At 67.2% G+C, this 11,407-nt stretch carries 12 protein-coding genes; 6 read left to right on the forward strand and 6 right to left on the reverse strand.

The genetic code is table 11. The annotated features are described in order from the left end of the window. Positions 1 to 165: 165 nt before the first annotated feature. Both ASC46_RS03005 and ASC46_RS03010 read left to right on the forward strand, forming a co-directional pair. Positions 166 to 639, forward strand: coding sequence for a GNAT family N-acetyltransferase (locus tag ASC46_RS03005; protein ID WP_055457936.1), 474 nt, complete (start codon positions 166 to 168; stop codon positions 637 to 639). 107 nt (positions 640 to 746) lie between these two features. Beyond that, positions 747 to 1,052 (forward strand): putative quinol monooxygenase, encoded by a 306-nt coding sequence (locus ASC46_RS03010; RefSeq protein ID WP_055457771.1) that lies wholly within the window; start codon positions 747 to 749, stop codon positions 1,050 to 1,052. 6 nt (positions 1,053 to 1,058) lie between these two features. Here ASC46_RS03010 and ASC46_RS03015 read toward each other — a convergent pair whose 3' ends face one another. From ASC46_RS03015 to ASC46_RS03030, 4 genes are all read right to left on the reverse strand, one after another. Then, positions 1,059 to 1,397 carry a hypothetical protein gene (locus ASC46_RS03015; protein ID WP_055457772.1) on the reverse strand — a complete coding sequence of 113 codons (339 nt, stop codon included), beginning with the start codon at positions 1,395 to 1,397 and terminating at the stop codon, positions 1,059 to 1,061. 203 nt (positions 1,398 to 1,600) lie between these two features. Further along, positions 1,601 to 3,031 (reverse strand): homospermidine synthase, encoded by a 1,431-nt coding sequence (locus tag ASC46_RS03020; protein ID WP_055457773.1) that lies wholly within the window; start codon positions 3,029 to 3,031, stop codon positions 1,601 to 1,603. Between the two features lie 110 nt (positions 3,032 to 3,141). Next, positions 3,142 to 3,708, reverse strand: a complete 567-nt coding sequence (locus ASC46_RS03025) for a GNAT family N-acetyltransferase (protein WP_055457774.1) — start codon at positions 3,706 to 3,708, stop codon at positions 3,142 to 3,144. A gap of 122 nt (positions 3,709 to 3,830) precedes the next feature. Further along, complete coding sequence (locus tag ASC46_RS03030; protein WP_055457775.1) at positions 3,831 to 4,961, reverse strand: type III PLP-dependent enzyme; 1,131 nt, start codon at positions 4,959 to 4,961, stop codon at positions 3,831 to 3,833. A gap of 585 nt (positions 4,962 to 5,546) precedes the next feature. Between ASC46_RS03030 and ASC46_RS03035 the strand changes: the two genes are divergently transcribed. Then, positions 5,547 to 7,124 (forward strand): OpgD/OpgG family glucan biosynthesis protein, encoded by a 1,578-nt coding sequence (locus ASC46_RS03035; protein WP_055457776.1) that lies wholly within the window; start codon positions 5,547 to 5,549, stop codon positions 7,122 to 7,124. 6 nt (positions 7,125 to 7,130) lie between these two features. On the opposite strand, the gene ASC46_RS03040 is transcribed toward ASC46_RS03035, so the two are convergent. Together ASC46_RS03040 and ASC46_RS03045 are read right to left on the reverse strand one after the other, a co-directional pair. Then, the gene (locus ASC46_RS03040) at positions 7,131 to 7,934 is read right to left on the reverse strand and encodes a creatininase family protein (RefSeq protein WP_055457777.1); all 804 of its coding nucleotides are present in this window, start codon (positions 7,932 to 7,934) and stop codon (positions 7,131 to 7,133) included. A gap of 38 nt (positions 7,935 to 7,972) precedes the next feature. Next, positions 7,973 to 8,362, reverse strand: coding sequence for a RidA family protein (locus ASC46_RS03045; RefSeq protein ID WP_055457778.1), 390 nt, complete (start codon positions 8,360 to 8,362; stop codon positions 7,973 to 7,975). Between the two features lie 223 nt (positions 8,363 to 8,585). On the opposite strand from ASC46_RS03045, the gene ASC46_RS03050 reads away from it, so the two are divergent. The 3 genes from ASC46_RS03050 to ASC46_RS03060 all read left to right on the forward strand — a co-directional run bounded on the left by ASC46_RS03050 (position 8,586) and on the right by ASC46_RS03060 (position 11,407). After that, entirely contained in the window at positions 8,586 to 9,590 is a 1,005-nt protein-coding gene (locus ASC46_RS03050) for an ABC transporter substrate-binding protein (protein ID WP_055457779.1), read from the forward strand. A 167-nt stretch (positions 9,591 to 9,757) separates the two neighbouring features. Further along, positions 9,758 to 10,564, forward strand: coding sequence for an ABC transporter ATP-binding protein (locus tag ASC46_RS03055; RefSeq protein WP_055457780.1), 807 nt, complete (start codon positions 9,758 to 9,760; stop codon positions 10,562 to 10,564). A 9-nt stretch (positions 10,565 to 10,573) separates the two neighbouring features. Continuing rightward, entirely contained in the window at positions 10,574 to 11,407 is an 834-nt protein-coding gene (locus ASC46_RS03060; RefSeq protein WP_055457781.1) for an ABC transporter permease, read from the forward strand.

An 11,407-nucleotide genomic window follows, 5' to 3' on the forward strand; every position in this document is an offset into this window, starting at 1 on the left:
AGGGCGACAGGCGTTAGGCCCGGTCGCGCCCGATCCCTTCTGAGCCAGCTCACCAGTCACCGGTTCTGCTCGGCCCCCGCGGGCTTGAGAAGAACGGTGTGCATTGCCACGGCCGATCCCACTCCGGGCAAAGGGCGGTGATCGCGAACAACTCCGGAATTGTTCATGAAAGACATCGAGCAGCGGGCTGCCGAAGTGCGCGCCGCCGTTACAGTGAGACCACCGAAGCGTGAGGACTATCGCTCGATCTTGTCGTTGCGGCCCCATCCGCACCAGGCGGCGTATATCGCGAGCAACGCGGAATCGCTTGAGGAAGCAGAAGACAATGGTGCCTGCGTGCCGCTCATCATAACCGCGGCAGGTGAGCCCGTCGGGTTCGCCATGTATGCACGCGATGAGGACGACGGGAACTACTGGATCTATCGCCTGATGATCGATGCTCGGTTCCAGGGCAAGGGATATGGGCGGGCTGCCCTGGGGCACATCCTCGAGCAGCTCTCGCGGCTGCCCGGTTGCCCCTGCGTCGTCCTGGGCGTGCATCCCGAGAACGAGCGGGCGCGCCGGATCTACGAGAGCTTCGGCTTCCGGTACACCGGCGCTGTCATCGGGGGCGAGATCGTCATGGAATATCGGTTCTGAGACCGGTCGGGGGTGGCGCATGCACAGGCGCCGCCCCTCCGATTGCCAGTCCCCTTCGCCCGCCCTAACCTGTCGTCACACCGGCATCCTCAGGGGAAGACGACGCCATGTACGGACTGCTCGGCCAGATCATCGCCACGCCTGGCGCGCGTGACAGGCTGGCGGCCATCCTCGTCGAGGGCACGGCCGACATGCCGGGCTGCATCAGCTATGTCGTCGCCTATGACATGGAGGATGCCGACGCCCTGTGGGTGACGGAGGTGTGGAAGGACAGGGAGAGCCACGCCGCTTCGCTCGACCTGCCGGCGGTCAAGGCCGCCATCGCCGAGGCGCGGCCGCTGATCGCGGGTTTCCGCAACCGCCACGAGACCCTGCCCATTGCCGGCGCGGGCCTGCCGGAGGACGCCGGCTGACGGCGTTCAATCGCCGTTGTCCGGCCGGCCCGAAAGCGCGACGTAGAAACCGGCGCCGTCGCGAGCCGGAAGCGGCGTGAGCCGCTCGACCCAGCCCTTGCGCCGCGCCTCGAGCAGAAGGCGGCCGACGGGCTGGAATAAGGTCTCTCCGCTCGTCGGCGAGGCCGGATCGATGAGCACGGCGACGGATTTGCCCGCGGCGAAGCGGCTGCGCTCCAGCATCTCCTTGATGGACGCGAGCGCCCGCTGGCGGGCCAGGCCGCGCAGGTCGATCACTGATTCGGCATCGGCGAGGCCGAGATTGCCGCGCAGCTTGGCTGCGTAGATGTCGTCGAAGAAGGGCATGGGCGCGACAACTCGGGCAAGGCTACGCGGATAAGGGCAACGCTGGCGACAGACGCCGGACGACGTCGGGGTAGCCGGACCGGCACCCTGCGGGCCGCTCGGACCGCACTGTTGCCAACAGTCTGTCCATGCCCGCGCCGCCGCGTCAACCGCGACGGCGCTTGCTGCTGTCGAAGCGGAAACGAGGGCCTGTCGGCCCCGCCTCAGCGCACGATGACGTTCTTGAACTGCCAGGGATCGTCGTGGTCGACGTCCTCGGGGAAGAGGACGCCGCGGTCCTTGAGCGGCGTCCAGTCGGTATAGCGGCCGACGACGGGGCCGAGATAGGGCAGTTGCACCTCAAGGCACCGACGGAAATCCATCTCGTCGGCTTCGACCACGCCGCGGTCCGGGTTTTCGAGCGCCCAGACCATGCCGGCGAGCACCGCGGAGGTCACCTGCAGACCGGTCGCATTCTGATAAGGCGCGAGGCGCCGCGTCTCCTCGATGGAAAGCTGCGAACCGTACCAGTAGGCATTGCGCGCATGGCCGTAGAGCAGCACGCCGAGTTCATCGATGCCATCGACGATCTCCTCCTCGTCGAGGATGTGCCATATGTCCTGGATCCTCCATTGGCCACCGGCCATCTCGTGCAGCGACAGCACCGCGTCGTCGCAAGGGTGGTAGGCGTAGTGGCAGGTCGGACGGTAGACCACCTTCCCGCCCTCGCGCGCCGTGAAATAGTCGGCGATGGAGATCGCCTCGTTGTGGGTGATGAGCCAGCCGTGCTGGGCCTCGGCCGTCGGCGTCCAGGAGCGCACGCGCGTGCCCGCGCCGGGGCGCATGAGATAGATACCGGCGCCGCAACCGAAGTCGTGGCTGCGGCCCTCTGGCGGCAGCGTCTTCTCGTGCGTGCCCCAGCCGAGCTCGGCAGGCTGCAGGCCCTCGGCGATGAAGCCGTCGACCGACCAGGTGTTGACGAAGGTGCCGCGTTCCTTGGGCTTCTTCGCGCGCTGGGTGTCGCGCTCGGCGACATGGATGCCCTTGACGCCGGCCTTCATCATCAGCTGCGCCCATTCCTCCCGGCTCGCCGGCTCGGGCTCGTCGAGGCCGAGGTCGGCGGCGAGGTTGAGGAGCGCCTGCTTGACGAGCCAGGACACCATGCCGGGGTTGGCGCCGCAACAGTTGACGGCCGTGCGGCCCGGGCCAAGCGCGCCCTTCATGTTGAGCACCCCCTCGCGCAGGGCGTAGTTCGAGCGCTGCGAGACCGTGAGGCGCGGGTCCGTGTAGAAGCCGGCCCAGGGTTCGGCCACGGTATCGATGTAGAAGGCGTCGCACTCGCGCGCGAGGCGCATCATCTCGGTGGACGACACCTCGACCGACAGGTTGACGAGAAAGCCCGGCCCCGGTCCGGCCGTCAGCAGCGGCTTGAGGAGATGGTCGAAGTTCTCGCGCGTGATCGCCTCGTTGATGAAGCGGATGCCGCGCTCGTCGAGCACGCCGCGGTTCTTGGCATCGGGATCGATGACCACGAATTTCGAGCGGTCGTGGGCGATGTGGCGCTCGATCAACGGCAGGGTGCCCTTGCCGATGGAACCGAAGCCGATCATGACGATGGGGCCGTCGAAGCGGGCATGCACGGGCCAGTCGGTCATCTCTTCACTCTCCTGGGCTGGCGGGTGATGTCCCGCAGGCGGGACGGACAAAACGGCTGCGACCGCACGAATCCGTGTCCGTGCGGCGCAGTCAATCGGAAAAGCAGGAATCAGGCCGCCCGGGCGTATTCCCGGCCGCCTTCGTGCGCCGCGGCGACGAGCTGGCCAAGATCGGGCAGTGCCGCCGGCAGCCCGGTCGGCGAGACGAGGCCGCGCGCCCCGCCGAGCGCGCCGGGGGCGAGTTCGAGCCCGAGGAAGCGCTCGCGCGTGAAGGGTCCGGGCAGCCACAGGCCGCCGGTGTGCGCCGCCGAGAAGCCGAAGCACGCGTAATAGGGCGCATCGCCCACGAGCAGGATGGCCCCGTGGCCGAGATCGGCCGCATCGGCGATGGCGCGGCGCATCAGCGCGCCGCCGACGCCGGCCGAGCGCATGTCCGCCGCCACCGCGAGCGGGCCGAGCATGAGCGCCGGCCGTGAGGGACCGGCCGTGACGTGCCACAGGCGCAAGGTGCCGACGAGCCGCCCGCCCTCGCGCGCGGCAAAGGCGAGCCCCTCGGCCGGCAGGCGCCCTTCGCGCAGGCGCTCCGACGTCTTCGTGAAGCGCGCCGCTCCGAAGGCCTCGTCGAGCAGCGCCTCGCGTGCCGCGATGTCGCGCGGCTCTTCTTTCCCGATGATCATGGCAATGCCTTCCCCGTCCCGCGGGCGGGACGTTCCGTGCAACCTGCGTTGCTTCGTGAGGAAGGGGAGCCGGCCGCCCGGCTCCCGACGATGGCGGAGCCGGGACCCAGACGGGCCGCGGCTCAGATGTGATAGGCCTTCAGCGGCGGGAAGCCGTTGAACGCGACCGCCGAATAGGTCGTCGTATAGGCGCCCGTGCCCTCGATCAGCACCTTGTCGCCGATCGACAGGCTGACCGGCAACGGATAGGGCACCTTCTCGTAGAGCACGTCGGCGGAATCGCACGTCGGCCCGGCGAGCACGCAAGGCTCCACCGCATCGCCATCGCGCGGCGTGCGGATAGGGTAGCGGATCGCCTCGTCCATCGTCTCGGCGAGGCCGCCGAACTTGCCGATGTCGAGATAGACCCAGCGCACCTCGTCGCTCGCGCTCTTCTTCGAGATGAGCACGACCTCGGCCTCGATGATGCCGGCGTTGCCGACCATGCCGCGGCCCGGCTCGATGATCGTCTCCGGAATCGCGTTGCCGAAGTGGCGGCACAGCGCCTGGAAGATTGACGAGCCATAGGCCTCGACCGCCGGCACGTCCCTGAGGTAGCGCGTCGGGAAGCCGCCGCCAAGGTTGACCATCGACAGGTTGATGCCGCGCTCCGCGCACTCGCGGAAGATGCCGGCTGCGGAGCCGAGAGCCTGATCCCAGGCCTCGGTGTTGCCCTGCTGCGACCCGACGTGGAAGGACACGCCATAGGCCTCGAGGCCGAGGCGGTGGGCGTGCTCCAGCACGTCGACGGCGAGCGACGGCTCGCAGCCGAACTTGCGCGACAGCGGCCACTCCGCACCCGCGCCGTCGCAGAGGATGCGGCAGAAGACCTTGGCGCCGGGCGCGGCGCGGGCGACCTTCTCCACCTCGTCCGCGCAGTCGACGGCATAGAGGCGCACACCGAGCGCGAAGGCGCGCGCGATGTCACGCTCCTTCTTGATGGTGTTGCCGAAGGAGATGCGGTCCGGTGTCGCGCCGGCGGCCATGGCCATCTCGATCTCGGCGACGGACGCCGTATCGAAGCACGAGCCGAGGCCGGCGAGCAGCTTCAGCACCTCCGGCGAGGGGTTGGCCTTGACGGCATAGAACACGCGCGTGTCCGGCAGCGCGCGCGCAAAATCGAGGTAGTTGTCGCGCACGACGTCGAGGTCCACCACGAGGCAGGGACCATCCTCTCGTCGGTTGCGCAGAAATTCGCGGATGCGCTCGGTCATCGACCTGCTCCCAAAGCTCAACAGGGGCGAAACCGCCCGGCATGACACGGATGCGATAGCCTGCGTCGCCACGCTGTGGAGACGTGACGACGACGAGGGGTTTCACACCCGAACGTGCTGCCTACGCTTTGGAAGGAATGCCTTCCGCACGCCTGGCAATGATGGACAAGCCTCTTCGGTAGCCCGAGCCGACCTTTGGAGGGTCGGTAGAGACCAAAAAAGCCCGTTCCGTCGTTGCTTTAAGCCGCGTCCCCCGCGGAGAGCGGAGTGCGCCGGTTTCGCCTCCGGCTGCCAGTCAAGTGTTCGAAGCGCTTGCGCTTCGGGCGGCTGTCCGGCCTCTTGTCCGGATGCCCACCGACCGGCACGCGACCACAGGCACGTGCGAAATTGGGCATGCGTTTAATAGTATCGTTGCCTGCCGCTCTCAAGACCCGAAGCGTGCAAAAATGTCGAAAAATTTCGTGCCCCCAGCGCAGCCCCGCCTTGATGCTGCCGCATGGGCGGATTGATGGGATCTTAAAGGTCGGAATGGCACCGTTCCGGCCTCGTTGTTCCCATGGGACGAGGACCAGAAAAGCGCAGCAGATGACGATGGACCGCCGCACCCTTCTCAAGCTCGTCGCAACGGCCGCCGCCGCTTCCCTGATGCCGCGGACCGGCATCGCCCAGCAGGTCGATCCCGCCGCCCGTGGCCCGCAGGCCCGCCCGCCCTTCAGCTTCGAGGAGGTCGTTCGCCGGGCCCGTGATCTCGGTTCTCTACCCTATGAGCGGCCGGCGAGCGCCGTGGCCGACGTATTGGCCAAGCTCGACTTCGATGCCTACCGCGACATCCGCTTCCGTCCGGACAAGGCCCTGCTCGCCCAGAGTGGCGGGCCCTTCCGCATGCAGCTCTTCCACCCCGGCTTCCTCTTCCGCCAGCCGGTGACGATCAACGTCATCCGCGAAGGCGTGCCAACGCCGGTGCCCTTCTCCGCCCAGATGTTCGACTACGGCCGCACCAAGCTCGACAAGCCGCTGCCGGTGAATACGGGCTTCGCGGGCTTTCGTCTGCACTATCCACTCAACAACCCGAAGGTGCTCGACGAGGTCATCTCCTTTCTCGGCGCGAGCTATTTCCGCTTCCTCGGCCGCAACCAGCACTACGGGCTTTCGGCGCGCGGGCTCGCCGTCAACGCCGGCGGGGAACCCGAGGAATTTCCCGTCTTCCGAGAGTTCTGGATCGAGAACCCGGAAGCCAATGCCGAGCGCGCCACGATCTACGCCCTGCTCGACAGCCCCTCCATCGCGGGAGCCTTCCAGTTCCACCTCTACCCCGCGGCGCAGAGCGTCCTCGACGTGACGGCGACGCTGTTCCCGCGCACCAGCATCCCGAAGCTCGGCATAGCGCCGCTGACCTCGATGTTCTTCTCTGGCGAGAACGACCGCCACCTCGACACGGGCTACCGGCCGGAGCTGCACGATTCGGACGGCCTGCTCATCCATTCCGGCTCGGGCGAATGGATCTGGCGTCCCCTGCGCAATCCCGCGCGTCCCGCCATCGCCGCCTTCGTCGAGAGGAACCCGCGCGGCTTCGGTCTGATGCAGCGGGACCGGCATTTCTCACACTATCAGGACCTCGACCTGCACTATCAGACACGCCCGAGCTACTGGATCGAGCCGCGCGGCGACTGGGGCGAGGGGCATGTGGAACTCGTCGAACTGCCCACCGGCGACGAGACGAACGACAACATCGTCGCCGCATGGATCCCGCGCCAGACGCCGGATCGCGGGCAGGAACTGACCTTCGGCTACCGCATCACCGCCCTCGACCGGGAGACGGAGATGCATCCCGGCGGCAAGGTGCTCAACACCTTCGTCACCGTGCCGAAGGCGCACGGTTCGGACGAGCCGGTGCCGGCGGGGGCGCGACGCTATCTCGTCGATTTCAACGGCGACGACCTGCCCTATTATCTCGGCGACCCGCAACTGGTGCAGGTCGATGCCAGCATCTCGGCCGGCCAGGTCACGCGCGCCTTCGTGCTGCCGAATCCGGCCATCGGCGGCTTCCGCGCCTCCATCGATATCGAGGTGCCGGAGGGCCAGACAGGCGATGTGCGCGCTTTCCTGCGCGCCGGCGACAAGGCGCTGACCGAAACCTGGATCTATCCCTGGTCGAGCCAGTGAAGGGGCTCAGTAACCCTCTTTTTGCCACGGCTGCGGCGGCGGACAATCCGCCACCTCGCGCAGCATGGCGATGAAGGCCTCGGCGCCGTGAATGGCGCAGGCCTCGCCTTTCTCGCGGCTGGCGCGCGCGGCATCGCCCATGGCGCCAGCCTCATGCAGGTCCTGGCTCATCCAGCCGAAGGACGTTGCCGTGCCGATGCCGATGTGGCGATAGCGTTGCTCCATGGCGAGCGAGCGCGGCTCGAAGTTCTCGGCCTTGTCCATGCGCACTGTGTCGGGCCGGAAGGCGAGCATCAGCGAGGTCTCCACCTCGCCCGCATGGATGCCGTGCCTCAATTCGCGCGCGGCGAAGAGGTCGGGATAGCCGAAGCGATGCCAGGAAGCCGAGACCACCAGCATGTCGCAGGCGACGCGCAACTCACGGGCCACGATGTCGATGATAGCGACGTTGCCGCCATGCGAGTTGACGATGACGAGCTTGCGACAACCGGCGCGGGCGACGCTCTCGCCGATCTCGGTCCAGGCCCGCATGGCCGTCTCGGCCGACAAGGTGAGTGTACCCGGATAGGCGAGATGCTCGTTCGACTTGCCAACCGACTGCACCGGCAGGAACAGCACGAATAGATCGTCAGGCAGGCGCCGCGCCACGGCGTCGAGATAGCCCTGCATGATATGGGTATCGACGCCGACCGGCAGGTGCGGGCCGTGCTGCTCGACAGCAGCGACCGGCAGCACGGCGATCGCCTCGTCCATGGGCAGACGGCGGAAGTCGTCGCTCGTCAGATCGAGCCAGTAGCGAGAGGGAAACATGGCGGCAGATCCTCGGCTTGCGGAATGTCAGCCCGGCGTCAGCCCTTGGCGGCGGCGATGATCTCCACCTCCACCTTGAACTCCTCGCGCGTGAAGCCGGAGACGATCATCAGCGTGGAGGCCGGCGGCGGCTCGCGCACGAATCGGTCGCGCACCTCCATATAGGCCTTCATGAAGGCCCTGTCGGTGACATAAGCGTTGATGCGCACGATATCGCCGAAATCCATGTCCGCCTCCGCCAGGATCGCGCCGATCGCGCGAAAGCACAGTTCGGCCTGGGCGCCGGCGTCCTCCGGCACCTCGTCGTTGACGCTGATGCCGAGTTGGCCGGAAGCGAACAGCATGCGGCTGCCGGCCTGCACCTCGACGGCATGGCTGTAGCGGGCGAAGGGCGGGCGGACACCCGCCGGGCTATGGGCCTTGTTCATTCTTGTCCGTCCGTTGCTCGGAGACTTGCCACACCATCGCGGACACGCCGCATCACGGCAACGCCCGAATGGGAAGGGCGCCATGCACCGGGCGGGACCGTTCCTGTCCGGCACGGGTCTTGCCAGCGCCGTGCCGGGATCGCCGTTGAACCTTGCCAACCGGCGCGCTGGCATCGCACAACAGGCGTCTTAGCTGGAAGGCTGCGCAAGAGGGAGGCAGCGCATGAACGGTTCAAAGGCACTGGCAGCAGGTGTGACTGCTCTTGCCATCCTCGCTGCAACGAGCGGTGCCGAGGCGCTCGACAAGGTACGCTTCGGCACCAACTGGGTCGCCCAGGCCGAGCATGGCGGCTATTACCAGGCCGTCGTCGACGGCACCTACGCGAAATACGGCCTCGACGTCGAGATCGTCCCCGGCGGGCCGCAGTCCAACAACCGCATGCTGCTCCCGGTCGGCAAGCTCGACTTTTACATGGGCGGCAACATGATCCAGGCCTTCTCGGCCGTCCAGGAGAACATCCCGACCCTCGTCGTCGCCGCCCATTTCCAGAAGGACCCGCAGGTCATCATCTCGCACCCTGGCATGGACAAGTGGGAGGATCTCAAGGGCGCCACGCTGCTGATCTCCAAGGAGGGCCTTGCCTCCTTCTACCAGTGGATGGTGAGCCAGTACGGCTTCAGCGAGAGCCAGGTCCGCCCCTACAACTACAATGCCGCCCCCTTCATCGCGGACAAGAAAGCGGGCCAGCAGGGCTACCTCACCTCCGAGCCACTGGCCGTCGAGCGCGAGGCCGGCTTCAAGCCCAACGTCTTCCTGCTCGCCGACTACGGTTTCTCGACCTATGCGACGACCGTCGAGACGCGCCGCGATCTCGTCGAGAAGAACCCCGACCTCGTGCAGCGCTTCGTCGATGCCTCGGCCATCGGCTGGTACAATTACCTCTACGGCGACAACGCCAAGGCCAACGAAGCCATCAAGCGCGACAACCCGGAGATGACTGACGAGCAGATCGCCTATTCTGTCGCCAAGATGAAGGAATACGGCATCGTCGATTCGGGCGACGCGAGCGATAAGGGCATTGGCGCGATGACCGACGAGCGCATGAAGGACTTCTTCGACAAGATGGTGAAGGCCGGCGTCGTGCCGGCGGACCTCGACTACAAGAAGAGCTACACCCTCCAGTTCGTGAACAAGGGTGTCGGCCTCGACCTCAAACCCAAGAATTGATCGGGACCTGAACTGACGGGAAGAGGAAGCGGTCGGAAACCGGCAGCGGCTCGCCCCCGGCGGTTGACGCGCCGGGGCGGGGAGTGCAAGCACTGACGCAATCGACGCCAAGACGAATGCGCGGCGTGTCGCCCGGCGGCACGAGATTCAACGACACTCGAGACCTAATGATGCTCGCTTCGCTGTCGCCGACCGTCGCGGACCGGGAACCGGTCGTCTCCCTCATCGGGGTCGGCAAGACGTTCTCCAACGGCACGATGGCGCTCGAGAACCTCAACCTCGACGTCTTTCCGGGCGAGTTCCTGTCGCTGCTCGGGCCATCGGGCTGCGGCAAATCGACGGCGCTGCGGCTGATGGCGGGCCTCGGCCGGGCGACGTGCGGCGAGGTCTCCATCGTCCGCCACGATCCCGGCGAGCACCGCGGCGACATCGGCTTCGTCTTCCAGGAGCCGACGCTGATGCCCTGGGCGACGGTGGCGGACAATGTCTGGCTGCCCCTGCGCCTCAAGGGCGTATCGCGGGCGAAGGCCGATCCGGTGATCCGCGACAGCCTCGCGCTCGTCGGCCTCGCCGCCTTCGCCGGCGCCTATCCGCGCGAATTGTCCGGCGGCATGAAGATGCGCGTCTCCATCGCCCGCGCGCTGGCGACGAAGCCCTCCATCCTCCTGATGGACGAGCCCTTCGCCGCGCTCGACGAGATCACCCGCTTCAAGCTCAACGACGATCTCCTGCGCCTCAAGGCCGAGCTCGGCTGTACGGTCGTCTTCGTCACCCATTCGGTCTACGAGAGCGTCTACATGTCGAGCCGCATCGTGGTGATGGCGGCGCGCCCCGGCCGCGTCGTTTCGACGATCGAGGTCGACGTGCCGATGCCGCGTGGCGAGAGCTTCCGCGCCACGGCGCGCTATGCCGAATTGTGCCGCGAGGCCTCGGCCGCCCTGCACGGCGCCATGGCGCCCGACGACCATCTCTAGCAGCCCACGATGAGCGCCTCGACAGACGATACGCCCGCAACCTCCGGCCCCTCGCGCATGGATGCGACGCGCCTCGCCGCCATCCTCCTGCCGGTCGCGATTCTCCTCCTCGCCGTCGCCGGCTGGGAGGCGGCGGTTCAGCTCAACGAGATCCCTCCCTACATCCTGCCGGCGCCGTCGCAGATCGCGGCGACGCTCGTCAAGGACTGGCCGGTGCTGTTCGGCTCGCTGCTCGTGACGCTGCGCATCACCTTTCTCGCGCTGTTCGCCGCCGTCGTCGGGGGCGTCCTGCTCGCCATCCTCTTCGCCCAGTCGCGCTGGATCGAACTGTCCTTCTTCCCCTTTGCGGTGATCCTGCAGGTGACGCCGATCGTCGCCATCGCGCCGCTGCTGCTCATCTATCTCGAACCGGGCACGGCCGTGCTCGTCTGCGCTTTCCTCGTCGCCTTCTTCCCCATCCTGTCGAACACCGCGCTCGGGCTTGCCTCCGCGGATCACAACCTGCGCGACCTCTTCGACCTCTACGGCGCCTCGCGCTTCAAGCAGCTCATCTACCTGCGCCTGCCGGCCGCCCTGCCCTATTTCCTCGGCGGGCTGCGCATCGGCGGCGGGCTGGCGCTGATCGGCGCCATCGTCGCCGAGATCGCCGCCGGCACGGCGGGCCAGGGCTCGGGCCTTGCTTTCCGCATCATCGAATCGGGCTACCGGCTCAACATCCCGCGCATGTTCGCGGCGCTCTTCCTGATCTCTGTGGCGGGCATCCTCATCTTCCTCCTCTTCACGGCCCTCAGCCATCTCCTGCTGCACCGCTGGCACGAGAGCGCCCGCAAGCGGGAGGCCTGA

It is taken from the genome of Chelatococcus sambhunathii (assembly GCF_001418005.1).
Taxonomy (GTDB): domain Bacteria; phylum Pseudomonadota; class Alphaproteobacteria; order Rhizobiales; family Beijerinckiaceae; genus Chelatococcus_A; species Chelatococcus_A sambhunathii.

What these genes read in the sequence shown, in the direction of transcription:
- ASC46_RS03005 (WP_055457936.1), top strand. Translation starts at nt 166, where the DNA reads ATGAAAGACATCGAGCAGCGGGCTGCCGAAGTGCGCGCCGCCGTTACA.
- ASC46_RS03035 (WP_055457776.1), top strand. Translation starts at nt 5,547, where the DNA reads ATGACGATGGACCGCCGCACCCTTCTCAAGCTCGTCGCAACGGCCGCC.
- ASC46_RS03040 (WP_055457777.1), bottom strand. Translation starts at nt 7,934, where the DNA reads ATGTTTCCCTCTCGCTACTGGCTCGATCTGACGAGCGACGACTTCCGC.
- ASC46_RS03025 (WP_055457774.1), bottom strand. Translation starts at nt 3,708, where the DNA reads ATGATCATCGGGAAAGAAGAGCCGCGCGACATCGCGGCACGCGAGGCG.
- ASC46_RS03060 (WP_055457781.1), top strand. Translation starts at nt 10,574, where the DNA reads ATGAGCGCCTCGACAGACGATACGCCCGCAACCTCCGGCCCCTCGCGC.
- ASC46_RS03050 (WP_055457779.1), top strand. Translation starts at nt 8,586, where the DNA reads ATGAACGGTTCAAAGGCACTGGCAGCAGGTGTGACTGCTCTTGCCATC.
- ASC46_RS03045 (WP_055457778.1), bottom strand. Translation starts at nt 8,362, where the DNA reads ATGAACAAGGCCCATAGCCCGGCGGGTGTCCGCCCGCCCTTCGCCCGC.
- ASC46_RS03055 (WP_055457780.1), top strand. Translation starts at nt 9,758, where the DNA reads ATGATGCTCGCTTCGCTGTCGCCGACCGTCGCGGACCGGGAACCGGTC.
- ASC46_RS03020 (WP_055457773.1), bottom strand. Translation starts at nt 3,031, where the DNA reads ATGACCGACTGGCCCGTGCATGCCCGCTTCGACGGCCCCATCGTCATG.
- ASC46_RS03030 (WP_055457775.1), bottom strand. Translation starts at nt 4,961, where the DNA reads ATGACCGAGCGCATCCGCGAATTTCTGCGCAACCGACGAGAGGATGGT.
- ASC46_RS03015 (WP_055457772.1), bottom strand. Translation starts at nt 1,397, where the DNA reads ATGCCCTTCTTCGACGACATCTACGCAGCCAAGCTGCGCGGCAATCTC.
- ASC46_RS03010 (WP_055457771.1), top strand. Translation starts at nt 747, where the DNA reads ATGTACGGACTGCTCGGCCAGATCATCGCCACGCCTGGCGCGCGTGAC.